This window comes from Thermophilibacter sp., from assembly GCF_966187215.1.
In genome coordinates, this window is record NZ_CBIFYV010000055.1 from 25,312 (window position 1) to 47,001 (window position 21,690).

The 21,690-nt window shown below is 71.3% G+C and carries 16 protein-coding genes; 15 read left to right on the plus strand and 1 reads right to left on the minus strand.

Features of this window, described 5'->3' with window-relative positions:
* Window positions 1-168 precede the first annotated feature (168 nt).
* Both ligA and ACWTSU_RS04840 read left to right on the plus strand, forming a co-directional pair.
* Window positions 169-2,343 (plus strand): NAD-dependent DNA ligase LigA, encoded by a 2,175-nt coding sequence (gene ligA / locus ACWTSU_RS04835; RefSeq protein WP_455138748.1) that lies wholly within the window; start codon window positions 169-171, stop codon window positions 2,341-2,343.
* Window positions 2,344-2,389: 46 nt separating this feature from the next.
* Complete coding sequence (locus ACWTSU_RS04840; RefSeq protein ID WP_455138749.1) at window positions 2,390-3,265, plus strand: MurR/RpiR family transcriptional regulator; 876 nt, start codon at window positions 2,390-2,392, stop codon at window positions 3,263-3,265.
* A gap of 114 nt (window positions 3,266-3,379) precedes the next feature.
* Here the strand turns inward: ACWTSU_RS04840 and ACWTSU_RS04845 are convergent, their stop codons facing one another.
* Complete coding sequence (locus ACWTSU_RS04845; protein WP_455138750.1) at window positions 3,380-4,228, minus strand: histidinol-phosphatase HisJ family protein; 849 nt, start codon at window positions 4,226-4,228, stop codon at window positions 3,380-3,382.
* A 440-nt stretch (window positions 4,229-4,668) separates the two neighbouring features.
* Between ACWTSU_RS04845 and dnaE the strand changes: the two genes are divergently transcribed.
* From dnaE to ACWTSU_RS04910, 13 genes are all read left to right on the plus strand, one after another.
* Window positions 4,669-8,499 (plus strand): DNA polymerase III subunit alpha, encoded by a 3,831-nt coding sequence (gene dnaE / locus ACWTSU_RS04850; RefSeq protein WP_455138751.1) that lies wholly within the window; start codon window positions 4,669-4,671, stop codon window positions 8,497-8,499.
* A gap of 180 nt (window positions 8,500-8,679) precedes the next feature.
* Entirely contained in the window at window positions 8,680-9,060 is a 381-nt protein-coding gene (locus ACWTSU_RS04855) for a desulfoferrodoxin (RefSeq protein WP_455138752.1), read from the plus strand.
* Window positions 9,061-9,492: 432 nt separating this feature from the next.
* Window positions 9,493-11,295, plus strand: a complete 1,803-nt coding sequence (locus ACWTSU_RS04860) for a nitrilase-related carbon-nitrogen hydrolase (RefSeq protein WP_455138753.1) — start codon at window positions 9,493-9,495, stop codon at window positions 11,293-11,295.
* Window positions 11,296-11,362: 67 nt separating this feature from the next.
* Window positions 11,363-11,869: a crossover junction endodeoxyribonuclease RuvC gene (ruvC, locus tag ACWTSU_RS04865; RefSeq protein WP_455138754.1), complete on the plus strand. Its 507-nt coding sequence runs from the start codon at window positions 11,363-11,365 to the stop codon at window positions 11,867-11,869.
* Complete coding sequence (gene ruvA / locus ACWTSU_RS04870; protein WP_455138755.1) at window positions 11,866-12,498, plus strand: Holliday junction branch migration protein RuvA; 633 nt, start codon at window positions 11,866-11,868, stop codon at window positions 12,496-12,498. Before ruvC ends, ruvA begins: the two co-directional genes overlap by 4 nt.
* Complete coding sequence (ruvB, locus tag ACWTSU_RS04875) at window positions 12,498-13,553, plus strand: Holliday junction branch migration DNA helicase RuvB (RefSeq protein ID WP_455138756.1); 1,056 nt, start codon at window positions 12,498-12,500, stop codon at window positions 13,551-13,553. The genes ruvA and ruvB overlap by 1 nt, the downstream gene beginning before the upstream one ends.
* Window positions 13,554-13,678: 125 nt before the next feature.
* Window positions 13,679-14,137 (plus strand): fructose PTS transporter subunit IIA, encoded by a 459-nt coding sequence (locus ACWTSU_RS04880; RefSeq protein WP_455138757.1) that lies wholly within the window; start codon window positions 13,679-13,681, stop codon window positions 14,135-14,137.
* Window positions 14,138-14,212: 75 nt separating this feature from the next.
* A complete protein-coding gene (locus ACWTSU_RS04885; RefSeq protein WP_455138758.1) occupies window positions 14,213-14,812 on the plus strand; it encodes a DJ-1 family glyoxalase III in 600 nt (199 codons plus the stop codon).
* 278 nt (window positions 14,813-15,090) lie between these two features.
* Window positions 15,091-16,272, plus strand: a complete 1,182-nt coding sequence (locus ACWTSU_RS04890) for a hypothetical protein (RefSeq protein WP_455138759.1) — start codon at window positions 15,091-15,093, stop codon at window positions 16,270-16,272.
* Between the two features lie 382 nt (window positions 16,273-16,654).
* On the plus strand, window positions 16,655-17,731 hold the full coding sequence (gene argC / locus ACWTSU_RS04895; RefSeq protein ID WP_455138760.1) for an N-acetyl-gamma-glutamyl-phosphate reductase: 1,077 nt from the start codon (window positions 16,655-16,657) through the stop codon (window positions 17,729-17,731).
* A 54-nt stretch (window positions 17,732-17,785) separates the two neighbouring features.
* Window positions 17,786-19,072, plus strand: a complete 1,287-nt coding sequence (gene argJ / locus ACWTSU_RS04900; protein ID WP_455138761.1) for a bifunctional glutamate N-acetyltransferase/amino-acid acetyltransferase ArgJ — start codon at window positions 17,786-17,788, stop codon at window positions 19,070-19,072.
* 233 nt (window positions 19,073-19,305) lie between these two features.
* Entirely contained in the window at window positions 19,306-20,181 is an 876-nt protein-coding gene (gene argB, locus ACWTSU_RS04905) for an acetylglutamate kinase (protein ID WP_455138762.1), read from the plus strand.
* Between the two features lie 22 nt (window positions 20,182-20,203).
* Window positions 20,204-21,496, plus strand: a complete 1,293-nt coding sequence (locus ACWTSU_RS04910; RefSeq protein WP_455138763.1) for an acetylornithine/succinylornithine family transaminase — start codon at window positions 20,204-20,206, stop codon at window positions 21,494-21,496.
* Window positions 21,497-21,690 lie beyond the last annotated feature (194 nt).

Sequence of the window (21,690 nt, forward strand, 5' to 3'; positions counted from 1 at the left end):
CAAAGTAGGCGATAGCCCGGGGTGGGTGTACATACCCGGAACGGGTGTACATACCCGGCGCCGGTGCCGCCTTCGTTTGGCGAGACGGGCCCGCCCCGCGCGCCCGAGGCGCCCCGTCCGGCCCCTGCGCTACCATGGGTGGGCCTAAACGACCGCGGAGGGAGCCACATGGCAGACGAGAAGCACGCGCAGCCGCAGCAGGGAACGCTCTTCGGGGAGCCGCCCGCGTCCGACGCCGCCGCGCCAAAGCCCGTCCCCGCGCCCACGCCGCGCGCCCGCGCCGCCGAGCTCAACCGCGTCCTCAGCCACGCGGCCTACGCCTACTACGCACTCGACCGACCCGAGATGTCCGACGCCGAGTTCGACCGCACCCTCCAGGAGCTTCTCGCCCTCGAGGCCGCGCATCCCGAGCTGGTCACGCCCGACTCCTACACGCAGCGCGTGGGCGGCTACGTCTCGGAGCAGTTCGAGCCGGTGACCCACGCCGCGCGCATGTACTCGATGGACGACGCGATGGACCTCGACGAGCTCGACGAGTGGCTCGCGCGCACCGACGAGGCCCTCGGCGCCACGCCGGAGCGCCCGGTGGCCTACACCTGCGAGCTCAAGATCGACGGCCTGGGCGTGGCGCTCACCTACCGCGACGCCCAGCTCGTGCGCGCCGCCACGCGCGGCGACGGCACCACCGGGGAGAACGTCACCGCCAACGTGCTCACGATCGCGGACGTCCCCCGCGCGCTGGCACCGGCCGGCCTCGCGCGCCTGGCCGACGGCGGGCTCGGCCGCACGGTGGAGGTCCGCGGCGAGGTCTACATGCCGCGCCACTCGTTCCAGCGCCTGAACGAGGACGCCGACGCCGCCGGCACCCAGCCCTTCGCCAACCCGCGCAACGCCGCGGCGGGCAGCCTTCGCCAGAAGGACCCCAAGGTCACGGCCCATCGCGACCTCGAGACCTTCATCTACGCGGTGGCCGACGAGGCCCCGATCGACGTGGCCACCCAGCACGACTTCCTGAGCTGGCTCTCCGACTGCGGCTTCTCGGTGAACCCGCACTACGCGCGCTGCGCGAGCGCCGCGGAGGTGCGCGCCTACTGCGAGGCCGCCCTCGCGCGTCGCGACGAGCTGGACTACGACATCGACGGCGTGGTCGTGAAGGTGGACTCCTTCGCGAGCCAGGCGGCGCTCGGCTTCACGGCGCGCGCGCCGCGCTGGGCCATCGCGTTCAAGTTCCCGCCCGAGGAGAAGCGCACCGTCCTGCGCGAGATTCGCGTGCAGGTGGGCCGCACCGGCGTCCTCACGCCGGTGGCCGAGTTCGACCCGGTCACGGTGGCCGGCTCCACGATCGCGCGCGCCACGCTGCACAACGTCGACGAGATCGAGCGCAAGAACGTCCGCGTGGGCGACACGATCGTGGTCCACAAGGCCGGCGACGTGATCCCCGAGGTCGTGGGGCCGGTCCTGGAGCTGCGCCCGGCCGGCGCGCCCGAGTTCCGCATGCCCGAGACCTGCCCCTCCTGCGGCAGCCCCGTGGTACGCGAGGAGGGCGAGGTCGCCTACCGCTGCGTCTCCATCGACTGCCCGGCGCAGGCCGTCGAGCGCCTCATCCACTGGGGCAGCCGCAACGCCATGGACATCGACGGCCTCGGCGACGAGCTCGTGGGCCGCATGGTCGAGCAGGGCCTGCTCTCGGACGTGGCCGACTTCTACGACCGGCTCACCGAGAAGGACCTCGCCGAGGTCTGGACCGGCCGGCAGACCGTGGACGGCGACGACATCGTGGTGGGGCCGGTGATCGCGGCCAAGATCATGGCGCAGGTCGCGGAGTCCAGGGGCCGCGGCCTGGCGCGCGTCCTCTTCGGCCTGGGCATCCGCCACGTGGGCGCCACGGTGGCGCGCCAGCTCGCGGCGCACTTCGGGAGCATGGCGGCGCTCGCGACGGCCGGCGAGGAGGACATCGCGCAGGTGGACGGCGTGGGCCCCAAGATCGCGGCGAGCGTGCGCGAGTTCTTCTCGGTGCCGCGCAACGTGGCCGTGGTGGAGCGCCTGCGCGCGGCGGGCGTGGCGCTGGAGGAGGAGCGCGCCGAGCCCGAGCGGCCGCAGACGCTGGCCGGCCTCACGTTCGTGCTCACGGGCACGCTCGAGCGGCGCACGCGCGACGAGGCCAAGGCAGCGCTGCAGGCCCTCGGCGCCAAGGTCACGGGCTCGGTCTCAAAGAAGACGAGCTACGTGGTGGCCGGCGCGGCGGCGGGCTCCAAGCTCGCCAAGGCCGAGTCGCTCGGCGTCCCCGTGCTCGACGAGGCGGCGCTCGAGCGCGTGCTCGAGACCGGCGAGCCGCCCGTGTGACGTGGAAAAGGGACAGTCCCTTTTCCACGTCAGGTAAGGAGCCCCCATGAACATCCTCACGCGGCTGCGCCTCGAGCGCGGCGGCCTCACCGAGGCGGAGCGCGCGCTCGCCGACGTCATCCTGACGGACCCGGCGCGCTGCCTCACGGATGGCGCCAAGCAGCTCGCCGCCCGCGCGCTCGTCTCGCAGGCCACGGTCTACCGCCTCTGCGAGAAGCTCGGCTGCACGGGTCTGGCGGACCTGCGCGTGCGCCTGGCGGGCGCGCTCGAGTCCTTCCGTCACGAGAACGCCGGCGTAGACGTCAACTTCCCCGTGGGGCCCGGCCAGGACGGCCGCGCGGTGATCGACGGCCTCGCGCGCGACCTCGCCCAGACGCTCGCCGCCACGGCCAACGTGCTCGACGCCGCCGCGCTCGACCGCGCCGCCGAGCTCGTGCTGGCCGCGGAGCGTGTGGACGTGCTCGCCACGGCGGGAAACGTCGCCTTCGCGCAGAACTTCCGCTTCCAGATGGCCGAGGTCGGCCGCGCGGTCAACGTCCCCGTAGACGAGTACGAGCAGCGCCTCGCCGTGGCGTCGGCCGACCCCACGCACGCAGTGGTGCTCGTCTCCTTCGGCGGGCGCGGCGCCATCGCCCGCCCGGCGGCCCGCTCGCTCGCGGAGCGCGGGGTGCCCGTGGTGCTCGTGGCCTCCGCCGAGCCGACCCCGCTCGACGAGTACGCCCGGGTCAAGCTGGCCCTCTCGCCGCAGGAGAACCACGCGCGCAAGGTGTCGCCGTTCGCCACAGGCCTCTCGCTGCTCTTCGTGCTGGACGCGCTCTTCGCGCGCTGCTTCGTGGAGGACTTCGACGCCAACCTCGCGCGGCGGCTCGCCTACTACGAGGGCATCGTCAGCCTCGGCGGCTGCTCCGGCGGACGGCGGTAGGGGAGGCGAGAAGGTCCGGCGGTCAAGAAGATCCGGCGAGAAGGTCCGGCGGCGAGAAGGGCGTGCGCCGTCCCGCGCCGCCCCCTTATCGGCCCGCGCCCTTCTCGCCGCTCTCTACCAGCGCCGCAGCGTGCCCTCGCGCCGCTCGAAGGTCCATACGCCCGCAAAGCCCAGCTCCTCCAGCTCTCGATAGGCCAGGCGCAGGTAGGAGCCCAGGTGCTCCGGCTTGTGCGAGTCGGAGCCCACGGTCACGACCTCCCCGCCGAGGTCGCGGTAGAGCGTCAGCACCTCACGCGACGGCTGGAAGTCGCCCACGCCGTAGCGGATGCCGGACGTGTTGACCTCGATGCCGTGCCCGTCGGCGATCACGCGCCGCAGGATCTCCGCCACCACGTCGCGTACCCTCTCGAAGGGATACGCGCCGGCCTCGCGCGCGAAGGGGTCGTAGCGGCGGATGAGGTCCAGGTGCCCGAGCACGTCGTAGTCGCGGAAGCTCTCGACCACGCCGAGCAGCTCCTCGTAGTAGGCGCGGTGGATCTCGTCCTGGGTGCGGCCCTCCTGGAAGGCCCCGTTCCAGAACTCGAGGTTGCGCACCTGGTGGACGGAGCAGATCACAAAGTCGAGCCGCCCCGACAGCGTCCGCACGAGCGCGCGGTTCTCGTGCACCGTGTCCGTCTGGACGCCCAGCTCAAGGCCCGCGCGCAGGCAGATTTGGTCGCCGAGCTCACCGCGCACGCGCTCGAGCTCCTCGAGGTAGGGGTAGTAGGGACAGTTGGTGACCGGGTGGCCGCAGTCGAAGCGCGCGCCGTCCGGGCGGTTCCACTCCGGCTTGACGCCGTAGTCGACGTGCTCGGTGAAGCACACCTCGTCGAGGTTGAGGCGCACGGCGTCGCGCGCCACCCGCTCCAGGGGATAGGTCGAGTCGTCCGAGAAGCCCGTGTGAACGTGATAGTCGGCAAGCATGCGCGTCTCCCTTCGACAAGCCAAGCTTAGCGTTGGGGCGTCGGCGCGCGCCAAACCCGGACGTTCTTCTCGCCGTCGCGCCCGCCCGGCCGCGTTGGGCGAGAAGAACCTCTCACGGGGGCGGGTGGGAAGCCGGGCGCGCCCCACCCGGCCTGATTCCGCGCGGCGAGAAGGGCGCGGGGCCGCCGCCACGTGGCGGGCGGACGCCCTTCTCGCCAGAATCGTCGGGAGGCCGTCCGACGCCCGCCCCGCACTCGCGCCCCGCCCCTCGCCTCCCGTTTGCGGAGAAAATCTGGTCCCGTCACCTGCACAAACGAAACGCGCCGCAGCTCGCGGGCGCGGCGCGCCGACGCCCCGTGTCCGGTGTCTCGGCTATCCTAGACTGACGCGGGGCCCGCACGGGGCCCGCGCGCACCTTCCACCCCACAGACGGGAGCCCCATGGCATTCGTCCACCTGCACAACCACTCAGACTTCTCGATTCTCGACGCCGCCACGCGCGTGTCCGACATGGTCAAGCGCGCCGTGGACCTCGGCATGCCGGCGCTGGCCCTCACCGACCACGGCTACATGTTCGGCGTGCCCGACTTCGACCTCGAGTGCCGCAAGTACAACGACGCCCAGAAGGACATGCACCAGTGGCGGCACGACCTCGAGTGCTTCGAGAAGGGCTGGGAGCTCGAGGAGCCGGAGCCCGACGCCGCGGACGCCGCGCCGCACGACCGCGTCCACGCCCAGTGGGAGCGCGACGTGGCCAGCTGGGAGCGCACCCACGACCTCGAGGCCGTCCGCGCCAACAAGCCCAGCCCCACCATCAAGCCGATCTTCGGCTGCGAGGCCTACTTCATCACGGACGACTGCATCGAGAAGGGCACCCGGCAGCACCGCTACCACCTGATCCTTCTCGCCAAGAACGAGACCGGCTACGTCAACCTCATGAAGATGATGAGCGAGGCGGCCAGCTCCGAGATGTTCTACTACTACCCGCGCACCACGCTCGACATGCTGCGCCGCTACCACGAGGGCATCATCTGCTCGTCGGCGTGCGTCTCGGGCATCATCCCGCGCATGTACTTCGAGGGCCGCCCGGACGAGGCGCGCCGCTGGGCCCTCACGTACAAGGAGATCTTCGGCGACGACTTCTACCTCGAGGTCCAGGACCACGGCCTGTCGGACCCCAACTGGGGCGGCTTCACCGACCGCACCCTCTCGGAGCAGATCGTGCGGCTGGGTCGCGAGCTGGGCATCAAGGTCATCGCCACCAACGACAACCACTACCTCACGCGCGAGGACGCCCCCACCCAGGACATCCTCAGCTGCATCGGCACCGCCTCCAAGCTCGACGACGCCAACCGCAAGCGCATGACGGGCACCGAGTTCTACCTCAAGAGCGAGGCCGAGATGCGCGAGCTCTTCTCGTGGGCGCCCGAGGTCATCGACAACACCCTCGAGGTGGCCGACAAGTGCTCCTACGAGCTCGACTGGACGCACATGTACCTGCCCAAGTTCCCGGACCTGGATCCCGGCGAGACCTCCGAGGAGCGCTTCCGCAAGGAGTGCGAGGAGGGCCTCGCGCGGCGCTACGGCCCCGACTGGCGCACCCGCGAGGTCGGCGGCGAGAAGGTCCTCGACCGCTTCGAGTACGAGTACAAGGTCATCTGCGAGAAGGGCTTCGCGGACTACTTCCTCATCGTGCAGGAGTACGTGCGCTGGGCCAAGCGCAATGGCATCGGCGTCGGTCCCGGCCGCGGCTCGGCGGCGGGCGCCATCGTGGCCTACGCGATGGACATCACCACGTTCGACCCGCTCGAGAACGGCCTGATGTTCGAGCGCTTCCTCTCGCCGCAGCGCTCCGAGATGCCCGATATCGACATGGACTTCGACGACGAGCGGCGCCTCGAGGTGGTGGAGCACGTCCGCCAGCTCTACGGCCCCGAGCGCGTCTGCCACGTCATCACCTACTCCACGATCAAGGCCAAGCAGGCCATCAACGACGCCGCGCGCGTGCTGGGGTTCCCCGTCTGGCAGGGCCAGAAGCTCTCCAAGATGCTCTCCAACGACCCCAAGCTCACGCTCGACCACGCCCTGCACAAGTCCGAGAAGGCCCCCGACCAGTTCTCGCCGGACTTCGCCGAGGCCTACGAGAAGGACCCGGAGGCGCGCAGCATCATCGACTCGGCGCTGGCCATCGAGGGCCTGCACCGCGGCGAGGGCGTCCACGCCTGCGCCGTGCTCATCACGCCCACGCCGGTCAACGACCACGTGCCCACCAAGGTCGACACCAAGGGCGGCGTGGAGATCACGCAGTTCGAGGGCCACTCGGTGGCGGACATGGGCCTGCTCAAGATGGACTTCCTGGGCCTGCGCACGCTCACGGTCATCTCCAAGGCGCTCGCCAACATCAAGGCCAACTACGGCATCGACATCAACGTGGACGAGATCCCCTTCGACGACCCGGAGATCTTCAAGCTCATGCGCGAGGGCCGCACCGCCGGTGTCTTCCAGATCGAGTCCGCGGGCATGACCTCCACGATCAAGAACATGCGACCCACCGAGTACAAGCAGGTCGTGGCTCTCATCGCCCTCTACCGCCCCGGCCCTCTGGGTGCGGGCATGGTCACGAGTTACATCAACCGCATGAACGGGCGCGAGGAGGCCGTCTCCTACGACCCGCGCCTCGACGACATCCTGGGCGAGACCTACGGCACGATGGTCTACCAGGAGCAGGTCATGCGCATCTCGATGAAGATGTCGGGCTTCTCGGCCGGCGAGTCGGACAGCCGCATCCGCAAGCCCGTGGCCAAGAAGAAGATCAAGCTCCTGACCAGCACGGTCTTCCACTGGGAGGACGGCAAGGACGAGACCACCTACGACCACTGGATGAACGGCGCGGTCAAGAACGGCTACACGAAGGAGATCGCCCAGCGCATCTGGGACGACGTCCTGGAGTTCGCGTCCTACGCGTTCAACAAGTCGCACTCGGCCGGCTACGCGATCCTGGTCATGCAGACCGCCTGGCTCAAGGCCCACTACCCCAAGGAGTACATGGCCTCGGTCCTCACGTCCTACATGGGCAAGACCGAGAAGATCGTCCACTACGTCACCGCCTACCGCCACGAGGGCGTGGCCATCCTGCCGCCCGACATCAACGAGTCCGGCCGCGACTTCACGGCCGTGCCCGAGGGCGTGCGCTTCGGCTTCGCCGGCATCCGCGGCGTGGGCGAGGGCGTGGGCGAGGCCATCATGGAGGAGCGCGAGAAGGGCGGCCCGTTCAAGAACCTCCACGACTTCGTGGACCGCATGGACTCCGGCCAGGCCAACCGCCGCGTGGTGGAGGCGCTCATCTGCGCCGGCGCGTTCGACTCCACCGGCTACACGCGCATGCAGCTGATGCGCTTCGTGGACAAGGCCAACCCCGAGAACATCATCGACGCCGCCGCGCGCCGCCAGAAGGAGCGCGCCGCCGGGCAGTTCTCGATGTTCGACCTCTTCGGCGACGTGGCGGGCTCCGGTTTCGAGAGCACCGTCCCCGAGCCGGACGGCGTGGAGTGGGACCGCTCGGTCAAGCTCGCCAAGGAGCACGAGGTGCTGGGCCTGTACGTCTCGGACCACCCGCTGCGCCCGTACGAGTACGCCCTGGCCAAGGCCCGCGACTACAAGGTCTCCGACATCGAGGTCTCCGAGGAGGCCGTCGACGCCACCGGCGCGGTGCACGAGCGCTTCAAGGTGCCCGAGGGCAAGGTCATCCGCCTGGCGGGCATGCTCGGCGCCGTGCAGAAGAAGACCACCAAGAAGGGCGACTCCATGGCCATCGTCACGCTGGAGGACATGGAGGGCGAGGTCACGCTCGTGATCTTCCCCAAGCTCTACAAGAAGTGCGCCCCGGTGCTGGCCGGCCAGGTGGACGAGGAGACCGGCGAGACCCAGGGCGACGTCTTCGTGAAGGTGGAGGGCAAGCTCGAGCGCTCCGACCGCGGCAACCAGATCATCTGCATGTCCGTGGAGCCGCTGATCCTGGACGAGAAGAGCAACCGACCCAAGGTACTCGAGGTCAACATCCCGGCCAGCCTGCTCACGCGGCCCTACATGGACACGCTCGGCTCGATCCTCGGGCGCTACCCGGGCCTCGACCACGTGGAGCTGCGCGTGGAGTCGTCGGCCGGCGACGTCATGCGCATGGAGCTGCCGTGCCGCATCGACGCGCGCAACATGGTACTGCTCGCCGAGATGACCGACCTCGTGGGCCGCACGGGCAAGGTGCTCGTGGCGTAGGCGCGGGCGGCCCGCGGCCGGGTCTTGGCGCGGCCCCCGGCCCGTCACGGGCGTCCGCCCGCGGCCCTTCTCGCCAGAGCGGGCGCCGCCTGCGGGACGCACGGTGTGGGAGGGGCCGCGGATGGGTATGAGTAGGGTACCCGCGTCGCCAGGGGGCGGCGCTCAACGAGAGGAGCGCTCATGGCCGAGGTCAAGTTCTACCGCTGCAACCACTGCGGCAACATCGTGGCGGTGGTCAAGGACGGGGGCGTGACGCCCAGCTGCTGCGGCGAGCCGATGGAGCTGCTCGAGGCCGGCATCTCCGACGGCGCCGCCGAGAAGCACGTGCCGGTGGTCACGCGCGACGGCAAGCACCTGCGCGTGCGCGTAGGCGAGGTCGACCACCCGATGACCGAGGAGCACTACATCGAGTGGATCGCCCTGGCGCGCGACGGCAAGCTCTGCATCAAGCAGCTCAAGCCCGGCGACGAGCCCGCCGCCACGTTCGGCGCCTGCTGCGACGGCGGCGGCACCGTCTACGCCTACTGCAACCTCCACGGCCTCTGGAAGGCCGAGGCGTAGGACCCATTTCGCGCGCGTGCGACCCGACCCGTCGGCCCACGTTCGGCCGGCGGGTCGCTTGCGTGCGGGGTCCGGCGGCGGTCCTGCATCCTTCGGCTCTTCTCGACGGTCCGCCCGGCCCTTCTCGGTGCCTCACGTCCTCGGTTCCCCTCGTTGCTCCTCCCAACACGCTTTCAGAGACCTTGAGATGGTCGAAAATCGACAAAACCGCACTCCAGAGGCCAACTTTTGTCGATTTTCGACCATCTCAAGCAACCTGAAGGCCCGCGGGGCGGCGGGTAGGACCTGCCGGGAGGGGCGGTCGAGGCCGTGGCGGGCCCGACGTGGGGCGGCTGAGGTCGCGGCGGGGCGTCTGAAGAGAGGCCCGTGCGGTGCGGCCCCGTTCGCGCGGACGCGCTTGTGTCAGAATCGAGAGGGGCGAGAGGAGCGCGCATGAGGATCGGCATCGCACAGATGAGGACGCGGGCGGGCGACTTCGAGGCAACGGCCCGCCGCATGGCGGAGCAGTCGAGAAGGGCGGCCGAGCAGGGCGTCGACCTGCTCGTCTTTCCCGCGGCCGCGCTGTGCGGCGTCACGCCCGTGCCGTCGCCGGACCGCGAGGGCTTCCTGCTCGACGTGGCCTCCGCGCTCTCCGGGCTCGTGGACGAGCTCGCCTGCGCCTGCCTCGTGCCGGTGCTCACCGACGTCGACGGCGTGAGCGCGCCCGACGCGCTCTTGCTCTCCGACGGCGACATCACCCCGGTCGGCCTCGCCGCGCGGCTCGGCTCGCCCGACCGCGCGGGCGGAGAGGGGAGCGGCGCGCTGCCCGAGCTCGAGGTGGCCGGCGCGCGGCTCGGCGTGGCCTTCACCTACGAGGACCTCGACGAGTATGACGACTACGACTACGACGTCGACGTGATCGTGTTCCTCTCGGGCTACGGCTTCGCCACGGACGACCCCTCGAGCGCGCTCGGCAGCTCGCTCGGCGAGGGACGTTTCCCCGCCGACGCCGAGGCCACCGGCGCCTGGATCGTGGGCGTGGGCTCGCTCGGCTGCTACGACGCGCAGCTCTTCTGCGGCTCGAGCTTCGTGCTGGCCCCGTGGGGCGAGCTCGCGGCGGCCGCGCCCGCCCTCGAGGAGGCGCTGCTCGTGTGCGACGTGGACCCCTCCGCCGAGGGCCCGCTCGAGGCGCCTCTCACCCCCGAGGTCTACGACGCGCCGCTCATGACCTGGGAGGCGCTCGTCATGGGGCTCGCCGAGTCCGCGGGCGACGCCGGCGCGTGCGCGCTCGTGGACGGCTCCGATTTGGCCTCGCTGCTCGCGCTCACGCTCTGCGTGGACGCGCTCGGCCCCCTGCGCGTGACCGCTCTCGTGCCCCAAGGGTCCGACGCGGCTGCCGAGCGCGCGGCGCTCGAGCTGGCCGCCGCCCTGCGCCTGCCGCCCGACGCGGTCGCGCGCGTTGACGTCTCCACCGCCCTGGACGCCGCCTCGGCCCGTGACCTGGCGCTCGCGCGCCTCGCGGGGCTGGCGCGCGAGACCGGGCGCGCGGCGGTGGGCTCGCTCGACAAGACCGGGCTCGCCCTCGAGCCCGCCGGCGCGCTGCGTGTGGACGCCATAGAGCCGCTCGCCGACCTCTATCGCTCCGACCTCGTGGCCCTCGCGCGGATGCGCAACACGATCTCGCCGGTGATCGCGCGCGCCGCGCTCTCGTCGGTGCGCGTGCCCGACCTGGGCGCCCCCCTCGCCGACCTCCCGTCCGACGAGACGCGCCTGGAGTTCGTGGACCTCGTGCTCTCGGGCTACCTCGAGTGGGAGCTGCCCCTCTCCGACATCGTCTCCGAGCGCGGCCACGCCGAGCTCGTCAGCGCCGTGGTCGCGCGCCTGCGCGAGCTGGAGCCCGCGCGCACGGACCCCGTCCGCGCGCTCACGGTGTCGTCGCGCACCCTCGCCGAGGCCCGCGGCCCGCGCGGCCTGGCCTGGCGCGACCACCCGCGCGCCGACGCGGAACGCCTGGCCGCGCGCCTCGCCGAGCTCGTGGGCGCCGCCGGGGAGACCGAGCCCGCGGCCCCCGACGCCCCCGTGCCCTCCCGTGCGAGCCACGAGCGCGACGTGCGCGACCTTCTCGGCTACCTGCGGGACTTCTCGCTGGGCGGGGGCTTCTCGTCGCTGGGGGGCTCGGCGCCGGGACCCGGCAGGCACCAGGGTCAGGCCCCCGACGCGCCCGGCCTCTGGGACGGCCCCTTCTCGGAGAACTGAGGCCTTGCGCCCGCGCCCCGCGTTCGGCTACCATGGAACGAACGTTCGCATCTGAGCAGGGGGGCGCATGGTCATCCTCGGCATAGACCCGGGTCTGGCCCACACGGGCTGGGGCGTCGTGGAGACGCGCGGGACGGTGTGCCGCGCGCGGGCCTACGGCTGCGTGGCCACCGCGGCGGGCGAGCCCATCGACGTGCGCCTGGGGCGCATCTGCCGCGAGCTCACCTCCGTGATCGAGCGCTACGGCCCCACCGAGCTCGCCATAGAGAGCATCTATTTCGGCGAGAACACCAAGTCGGCCATCGCCACCGCCCAGGCGCGCGGCGCGGCCATCGTGGCGTGCTCGGCCGCCGGGCTCACGGTGGGGGAGTATACGCCCATGCAGATCAAGCAGGCCGTGGTGGGTACGGGCGCTGCGGACAAGCGCCAGGTTACCTACATGGTGCGCACCATCCTCGCGCTCGACCATGACCCGCGCCCGGACCACGCGGCCGACGCGCTGGCCGCCGCCGTGTGCCATGCTAACGTGGCCAGGACCAGGCGCCTGGGGGAGGCAAGGAGGGCCGTCTCGTGATCGTGCAGCTGACCGGAACGCTTCTGGAGGTCACGCCCTCGCGCGTGGTGCTCGACGTGGGCGGCGTGGGCTACGAGCTGGGCGTCTCGTCCACCACGGCCGCGTCGCTGCCGCACGCGGGCGAGGCCGGCGTCACGGTGCTCACGCGCATGATCGTGCGCGAGGATGCCATGGAGCTCTACGGCTTCGCCTCGCGCGAGGAGCGCGCGCTCTTCGACCAGCTGCGCGCCATCTCGGGCGTGGGACCGCGCCTGGCGCTGTCGGTGCTCTCCACGTTCTCGCCCGCCGCGCTCGCCCAGGTGGTCATCGCGCAGGACGCCGGGCGCATGGCGCAGGTCCCGGGCGTGGGCCGCAAGAAGGCGAGTCGCCTCATCGTGGAGCTCTCGGACGTCTTCTCCAAGAACGCCGAGCTCAGGGGTCTGGTCGGGCTCTCCGAGCCGGATGCCGGCGAGCTCCCGCTCACCTCCGCGGCCGCCGGCGGCAACGCGCTCGGCGAGGCCACCGAGGCCCTGCTGTCCATGGGCTTCACCTCGCAGGAGGCCGCGCTCGCGCTCGAGGGCGCCGACGAGGCCGCCCCGGTCGAGAAGGTCCTCGCCTACGCGCTGCGGCGCCTGGGGAGTGGTCGCTGATGTGGGAGGCTGACGAGAAGGACCTCTTCGCCGCGCCGGCGCCGGCCCGCCCGCAGGGCCCGCGCGACGTCTCGGGCGAGCTCACAGCCGAGGACCTGGACCAGGACCGCACGCTCCGGCCGCGCACGCTCGACGAGTACATCGGCCAGGAGCGCGTCCGCGAGAACCTGCGCGTGCTCATCCAGGCCGCGCGCGACCGCGGCGAGGCGCTCGACCACGTGATCTTCTCGGGCCCGCCGGGCCTGGGCAAGACCACGCTCGCCGGCATCGTGGCCAACGAGATGGGCGCCAAGATGCACACCACCTCCGGCCCCGCCATCGAGCGCGCCGGCGACCTCGCGGCCATCCTCACCAACCTCGAGGCGGGCGACGTCCTCTTCGTGGACGAGATCCACCGCCTCAACCACCAGATCGAGGAGATCCTCTATCCCGCGATGGAGGACTTCTTCCTCGACATCGTCATCGGCAAGGGGCCGGCGGCGCGCTCCATCCGCATCGACGTGCCGCGCTTCACGCTCATCGGCGCCACCACGCGCACCGGGCTTCTCACCGGGCCCCTGCGCGACCGCTTTGGCATCTCGTACCGGCTGGACTACTACACCACCGAGGAGCTCGCCGTCATCGTGACCCGCTCGGCCAACATCCTCGGCGTGGAGATCGACGCCCAGGGCGCCGCCGAGATTGCCTCGCGCTCGCGCGGCACGCCGCGCCTGGCCAATCGCCTGCTCAAGCGCGTGCGCGACTACGCCCAGGTCAAGCGCGAGGGGCGCATCACCGCCGAGGTGGCCTCCGAGGCGCTCGAGTTCTTCGAGATAGACGCCCTGGGCCTCGACACCATGGACGTGCGCATCCTCACGGCGCTCTGCCGCACCTTCCGCGGCCGGCCGGTGGGCCTCACCACGGTGGCGAGCGCGGTCTCGGAGGACCCCTCCACCCTGGAGGACGTCTACGAGCCGTACCTTCTGCAGCGCGGGCTCATGGTGCGCACGCCGCAGGGCCGCCAGGCCACGCTCGCGGCCTTCGACCATCTGGGCATCGAGCCGCCCGCGCGGTAGTGGCCCTACGTTTCCGCACGAAAAAACGACGGCGCGCGAGCCTCGCGCCGGCGTCCAGTAAGGCTATTATGGCTGTGGTAAGCATGACGCCGGTCGGCGTCCCAACCGATGGCAAGGAGAGCATCGTGAGCGAGTTCGTCAAGGAAGCCAACGTCTTTGTCAACCAGAGCATGGAGTCGCGTGAGGCCCTGCTGCGTTTTGTCTCCGACCAGGCGGCCGCGCTCGGCGTCACCGATGACGCCGACGCCGTCTACGACGCCTTCCTCGCCCGCGAGGAGATGGGCGAGACCGGCATGACCGACGGCTTCGCCGTGCCGCACGCCAAGTCCGCCGCCATCAAGGACGCCGCCGTGATCGTGGTCAAGAACGACCACGCCCTCGAGTGGCCGAGCTTCGACGAGAAGCCCGTTGACGTGGCCATCGCGCTGCTCGTCCCCGACGGCGAGGCCGGCACCACCCACATCCGCCTGCTCTCCAAGACCGCCGTGCTGCTCATGAACGACGAGTTCAAGAACCTGCTGCACACCACCGACGACAAGGCCGCCATCGCCGCCGCCATCAACAAGGGCATCGACGAGGAGTAGCGTCAGGTCGCACCGGACTTTCGTGGCCCCGTCGGCACCGCGCCGGCGGGGCCCGCTCATAGGGAGGGGATCCTCATGTTCAAGCAAGCGAGCGACGCGCGCGTGGCCGTCTTCGTGGCGTCGGGTCTGGAGGAGATCGAGGGCCTCACGGTCGTCGACGTGCTCTTTCGCGCGGGCGTACCGTGCGACACCGTGGCCGTCACGCCCGAGCGGCGGGTCACGTCCTCGCACGAGGTGACCATCGTCTGCGACCGGAGCATCGCCGACGAGGGCTTCTCGTTCGACGACTACGACATGCTGGTGCTGCCGGGCGGCATTCCCGGCACCCCTAACCTGCGCGCCTGCGAGCCCCTCTGCGCGGCGCTGACGTCGTTCGCCGCGGCGGGCCGGCCGCTGGCCGCCATCTGCGCGGCGCCGTCGATCCTGGCCGAGCTTGGGATCCTCGAGCGGCGCCGCGCGACGTCCAACCCCGGCTTCCAGCACGTGCTCGCCGAGCACGGCGCCGACGTCCGCCCCGACGAGCCGGTGGTCGTGGACGGCAACCTCATCACGAGCCAGGGCGCGGGCACGGCGATGGCGTTCGGGCTCGAGATCGTGCGCCACTTCCTAGGCGACGAGGCCGTCGAGCGCGTCCGCGCCGGCGTGGTCCTGCGCGACTGGCCCGCGGCCGAGTAGGGCGCGCCCGGGAGGCGTCGGCCGCGCTCGCCGCAACGTCCGGCCCCCTGGCCCCGTCCCGCGTCCTTCTCGCCCCGACTCCGCCCCACGTCCTTCTCGCCCCTTCATCGAGTGCACGAAACTATTGATATAGACGCGAAGTTCGTGGAGTCAAGCTCAACGCGACCTGCGGTTTTGTCAGCCCGAGAGGCCCGGAGGAGCCTACGATATAAATAATTTCGTGCACTCGATAAACGGTGCCTGCAGGACGGAAGGCACGCGCGTTGGAAGGCGGCGACATGACGGGGGATTGGGGCACGGTCATCGGCGGGGCGTCCGCGCTGCGATATTGGCGCATGCCGCCGCTCATGTCGGCCATCGTGCGCTGCGACGTCCGCGCTGTCCCCGCCGACCGACTTCGCCTGAGCGGCGTTAGCCGTGAGCTGCGTAAGGCCCCCATCTGCCTCGAGCTGCTCGGACCCGACCGTGACGCGGGCCGGCCCGTCAGCTCGCCCGATCTGGTCCAACTGAGGCGCGCCGCCTACGAGATCGCTCCCTGCCTCGAGCTTCCCGTGGACGTTGCCGTGACTGGCCCCGCGCGCCGCCGCGCCTCCAGATTCCTGCGGCCGACGGTGATGGATCCCGAGCTGCTCGAGGGGCGCGTTGTCGCGGTTCGAGAGGGCCTCTCGGTGACGTCGCCGGCGCTCACGCTGCTGATGCTGGCGGGATGCCTGGACGAGGCGCGTCTGCTCATGGTGGCCACCGAGCTCTGCGGGACGTTCGCGGTGTACCGCGCGCAGCCGTGCGTGGCACGGCTGCTCGAGGAACTTCACGCTGGCGGCGTGACCCCGAGCGCGGGCGGCTGGAGGCCGAGCTTCGCCGCGGACGGGTCGCTCACTGACCTCTGGTCGCGTCCGGCTCTCACCACGCCTCGAGAGCTGGCTGAGCTTGCCGTGTCGGCGGCGGGCCGGCGAGGGTGTCGTCGACTCGGGCGCGTTGCGGGGCTGGTGGTCCCCGGTGCCGCGTCGCCGCTCGAGGCGCGGACGGGGATTCTGCTGGGACTGGGGGCGGAGAACGGCGGCATGGGCCTCGGGGGCTTCTCGTTCAACGCGAGGGTCGTGCTCGACGCGCGCGGGCGGTCCCTGTCCGGACAGAGCGTCTGCTACTGCGACCTGCTCTGGTCCTCGGACGGTCCGCGACGCGCCCTTGACGTGGAGTGCCACAGCGCGGACTTTCATGAGGGGGAGGGCCGCGCGCTGTCGGACGCGAACCGAGCGCTCGCCCTGCAGAGCATGGGCATCGAGGTCATGCATGTCACCCATGCGCAGCTGGCGAGCGAGCATCGCTTCGACGCGCTCGCCTCCATGGTCGCTGAGCGGCTTGGCATCGGGCTTCCCGAGCCGACGCCCGAGTTTCTCGCGCGTCGCCACGAGCTGCGCCGAACGGTGCTCTCCGATTGGGGTTCGGTCGCGTATCGCTAGGGCTTCGAGGATTCGAGTGTGGACCTTTCAGCATCGAGTGCACGAAATTATTGATATTCAGGGCAATTTGTGAGATTAGGTTTACTTATGACCTGCGGTTTTATGAGTGAGAACGGCAGGGGAGAGAGACATGTATCAATAATTTCGTGCACTCAGTGAGAGGGGAAGCAGCGAGGCAGGCGAGAAGGGCGACGGGCGAGAAGGTCGGCGGGCGAGAAGGGCGACGGGCGAGAAGGGCGGCGTGGTCGGCGAGAAACGTCGGGTCCCGCGCGGCGGTGCGTGTGACAAGCGCGTGACCAGATGGGGCCGCGCGCTTGACGGCCGCCCGCCGGCGTGCCATTGTCAACCCGTTAACGTCTCGCGACACGGGAGGTCATCGGGCATGGGAAGCATCAGGGCGTGTGTGGTGGGCGCGACGGGCTACGCGGGCATCGAGGCCTGCCGCCTGGTGCTCGCGCACCCCGCCCTCGAGCTGACCATGGCCACGGACCGCAAGCAGGCCGGCGAGCGCCTCGACGCCGTGTACCCGCAGATGGCGGGCGCCTGTGACCTCGCGCTCAGCCTGCCCGAGCCCGACGCCATCGCCGCCGCGGCCGACGTGGCCTTCCTCGCTGTCCCTCACACCGCGAGCCTCGACCTCACGCCGGCGCTGCTCGAGCGCGGCGTCACCGTCATCGACCTCTCGGCCGACTACCGCCTGCGCGACCCAAAGACCTACGAGGCCTGGTACAACACGCCGCACACGAGCCCCGAGCTGCTCTCCCAGACCGTCTACGGCCTGCCCGAGCTCAACCGCGCGGGCCTCGCGCGCCTGGCCGAGCGCCGCGCCGCCGGCGAGGCCGTGCTCGTGGCCTGCCCGGGCTGCTACCCCACGGCCACCGCGCTCGCCGCCGCGCCGGCGCTGTCCGCGGGCGTGGCCGTCGGCGACCTCGTGATCTCCGACTGCGTCTCCGGCGTCTCGGGCGCCGGGCGCGGCGCCACCGCGCGCACCCACTACTGCCACGCCAACGAGTCCGTGGAGGCCTACGGCGTGGGCAGCCACCGCCACACCCCCGAGATCGAGCAGACCCTCACCGACGTGGCGGGCCGCGCGATGTCGGTGGTTTTCACCCCGCACCTGGCCCCGCTCACCCGCGGGCTTCTCGCCACCGTGTACCTGGAGGCGGCGCCCGACGCCACCGCCGACGACGTGCGCGCGGCCTACGAGCGCGCCTACGCCGACGAACCGCTCGTCACGCTGCTGCCGGCCGGGAGCATGCCCGCCACCTCCTCCGTTGCCGCCACCGCCCGCGCCCAGGTGGGCGTCGCACTCGACGACCGACGACGACGCACGATCGTCGCGTCGTGCGCGATCGACAACCTCGGGAAGGGCGCGGCCGCCCAGGCCGTCCAGTGCGCCAACGTGGTGCTCGGCCTTCCCGAGACCGAGGGGCTTCTCGCCCCCGCCCCGCTCGTCTGAGCGGACGAGAAGGACCGCCCGGGCGCCGTGGGCGCCCCAACCAAGGAGACAATCATGACCAGCTTCGAGCCGCTTCGGGTGCCCGTCGCGCCCGATGATGCCGCCGCCTTTGGGTTCGCGCCGTGCGAGGGAGGCGTGTGCGCCGCCGCCGGCGTGCGCGCCGCCGGCGTCTCGGCGGGGTTCCGCAAGAACCCCAACCGTCTTGACCTGGCGCTCGTCGTCGCCGACGAGCCCTGCGTGGCCGCTGCCACCTTCACCACCAACCGCTTCTGCGCCGCGCCCGTCACGGTGAGCCGCGCCCACGTGGCCGACGGCCACGCCCGCGCGATCGTGCTCAACTCCGGCAACGCCAACGCCGCCACCGGCGAGCCGGGCCTCGCCGCGGCGCGCGCGGCCTGCGACGCCGTGGCCGCCGAGCTGGGCTGCGACGCGGACGACGTGCTCGTGGCCTCCACGGGCGTCATCGGCGTGCTGCTCGACACGGCGCCGTACGCGGCCGGCGTGCCCGCCGCCGTCGCGGCGCTCTCCGCGGACGCCGCGGGCGCCCACGACGCCGCCTGCGCCGTGATGACCACCGACACCCACCCCAAGGAGGTCGCGCTCGCCGGGCGCGTGCCGGACGGGCGCGGCGGTGAGGTCACGGTCCACGTGGGCGGCTTCGTCAAGGGCTCGGGCATGATCCAGCCCAACATGGCCACGATGCTCGCCGTGCTCGCCACCGACGCGCCGCTCACGGCCGAGGCCGCCGCCGCGGCCCTGCGCGCCGCGGTGGGGGAGAGCTTCAACAAGGTGACCGTGGACTCCGACACCTCGACCAACGACTCGTGCTTCCTGCTCGCCACCGGTGCGGCGGGCGGCGAGAGGATCGGGTGCGACTCGCCGGCCTACCCGGCGGTGGTCGGCGCCCTGCGCGCCGCGTGCTCCGAGCTCGCGCGCCAGATCGCCGCTGACGGCGAGGGCGCCACCAAGCTCGTCACCGTCACGGTCATGGGCGCGGCGAGCGACGCCGACGCCGACACCGTGGCCCGCGCGATCGCCAACTCGCCGCTCGTCAAGACCGCCATCTTCGGGCACGACGCAAACTGGGGCCGCGTGGCCATGGCGGCGGGCAAGTGCGGCGTGGCCTTCGACCAGGAGCGCGTTGACATCGACCTGCTCGGCGTGCCGGTGTGCCGCGCCGGCCTCACCGTGCCGATGGACGAGGACGACATGCTGCGCCGCTTCGACGAGCCCGAGGTCGCGATCACGGTGGACCTGCACGCCGGCGACGCCTGCACCCGCGTCTGGACCTGCGACCTCACCCACGACTACGTCACCATCAACGGCGACTACCGCACGTAGCCGAGGGCTGGCGGGACGAGAGAGTCCGGCGCTCGGACAGTCCTCGCCGCGCACAGGGCGCGCGGCTGCGGAACTCGCGGCGGACCTTCTCGCCGCGCCTGCCGCGACGTCGTTTCCGCAGGGGCGGGACGGGGAGGTCCCGCCGCGAGTTCTTGCCGAGCGTCCTTCTCGGCAAGCTGTTTGAGTGCCGGGGCCTCCCCGTTCCGCCCCGGACGCATGCGAAGGAGGCACACATGCAACAGCGCGACCGGCAGCAGCGGGAGGCGGCGGCCTCGAAGGTCGACGTCCTGATGGAGGCCCTGCCGTGGATCAACCGGATGCGCGGCAAGACGTTCGTCATCAAGTACGGCGGCGCGGCCATGGAGAACGACGAGCTCTGCCGCCAGGTGGTGGCCGACATCGAGCTGCTCAAGCTCATGGGCATCCGCATCGTGGTGGTCCACGGCGGCGGCAAGGCCATCAACGCCCAGCTCAAGGCCCTGCAGATCCCGGTTCGCTTCGAGCGGGGGCTGCGCGTGACCGATGACGCCACGATGGAGGCCGTGCAGGAGGTGCTCGTGGGCAAGGTCAACCAGCGCCTGGTCTGGGCCCTCAACGAGTACGGCCACAACGCCGTGGGCATCTCGGGCGCCGACGGCAAGACGCTCAAGGCCGAGCCGATGGACCCCGCGCTCGGCCGCGTGGGCCGCATCCGCGAGGTGGACCCGAGCCTGATCGAGACCATCCTCAGCGACGGCTACATCCCGGTGGTGGCCACCGTGGGCTGCGCCGCCGACGGCTTCTACAACATCAACGCTGACGTGGCCGCCGGCAAGATCGCCGAGGCCATGGGCGCCGACAAGCTCATCTACCTGACCGACGTGGACGGCCTGTACCGCGACGTGCGCGACGAGGACTCGCTCATCCAGACCCTCACGCGCGCAGAGACGCGCGAGCTTCTGGAGTCCGGCCAGCTCGACGGCGGCATGCTGCCCAAGATCCGCTCCATATCCGAGGCGCTCGACGGGGGCGTCGCCGAGGTCGTCATCCTGAACGGAACCTTCCCCCACTCGCTGCTGCTGGAGATCTTCACCGACGCCGGCTGCGGTACGATGTTCACCAGAGACTAGCTCGCGCGAAGGGAGCCCGACCATGTCCGCCACACCCGAGGACCACCCCGTTTCCGCCGCCACCGCCGCCGCGGGCGACCGCCCCGCCGTCTCCGCCGACGAGAGGCGCCTCGACGACGCCTTCGTGATGGGGACCTACGGCCGCCTGCCGGTCGAGTTCGTGAGCGGGCACGGCGCCACGCTCGTGGACGCCGCCGGCAACGAGTACATCGACCTTCTCGCTGGCATCGGCTGCGCGAGCATGGGCCACGCCAGCCCCGCGGTGGCCGCCGCGCTCAAGGAGCAGGTCGACCGCCTCTGGCAGGTGGGCAACTACTACTACGTCGAGCACCGCGGCGAGCTGGCGGCGGCGCTGTCGGGCCTTCTGTCCACCGCCTGCGACGAGGGCGGCCACGAGGTCGGCTCCACGGGCACGCACTGGAAGACGTTCTTCGCCAACTCGGGCGCCGAGGCCAACGAGGGCGCCCTCAAGCTGGCGCGCCGCTGGGGCGAGCAGCGGCTGGACGGCGCGTCCGTGATCGTGACCGCGCGCCAGAGCTTCCACGGCCGCACGCTCGCGATGCTGGCGGCCACCGGCCAGGAGAAGTTCCACGCGAGCTTCCGGCCGCTGCCCGAGGGGTTCGTCTCGGTGCCGCTGAACGACATCTACGCCCTGCGCGAGCGCCTGGAGCGCGGCGGGGTCTGCGCCGTGATGCTCGAGTGCGTGCAGGGGGAGGGCGGCGTCTGGAACGCCAACTACGACTACCTGCGCGACGTGCGCGAGCTTTGCGACGAGAAGGGCGTGCTGTTGATCTGCGACGAGGTGCAGACCGGCTTCTTCCGCTGCGGGTCGCCCTTCTGCTTCCAGCGCTCGGGCATCGAGCCCGACGTGGTGAGCATGGCCAAGGGCATCGCCGACGGCTTCCCGATGGGCGCCGTGTCCGCGCGCGACGAGGTGGCCGACCTCCTGGGACCCGGCGACCACGGCTCCACGTTCGGCGGCAATGCGCTGGCATGCGCGGCGGGCCTGGCCTGCGTGCACGAGATGATCGACGAGCAGATCGGCGAGCACGTGCTCTCCGTGGGCCGGCACCTGCGCCACCGCCTGGCCGCGATGGACCACGTGGTCGAGGTGCGCGGCCACGGCCTCATGCGCGGCGCGGAGCTCGACGTGCCGGTGGCGACCGCGGTGGTGGAGGAGGGCCTGGCCGAGGGGCTCGTGCTCAACCACATCGGCGACTCGATCCTGCGCTTCCTGCCGCCGCTGGTCATTACCCGCGACGAGGTCGACGAGGCCTGCGACCGCCTCGCGCGCCTGATCGACCGCCTGGCGTAGGCGCGGCGTCGTGACGCCGCGACGGGCCGCTCGTCCTTCTCGCCCCGCGCCTCGCTCTTATCATCTCGTCTGATTAACGTGCGGCTTCCTGACGGTTTTGACGCTCAGACCGTCAGGAAGCCGCACGTGTTTTGTCGAGGTGCGGGAAGCTGACGGTTTCGGGCCTTAGAGTGTCAGGAAGCCGCGCCCCAAAG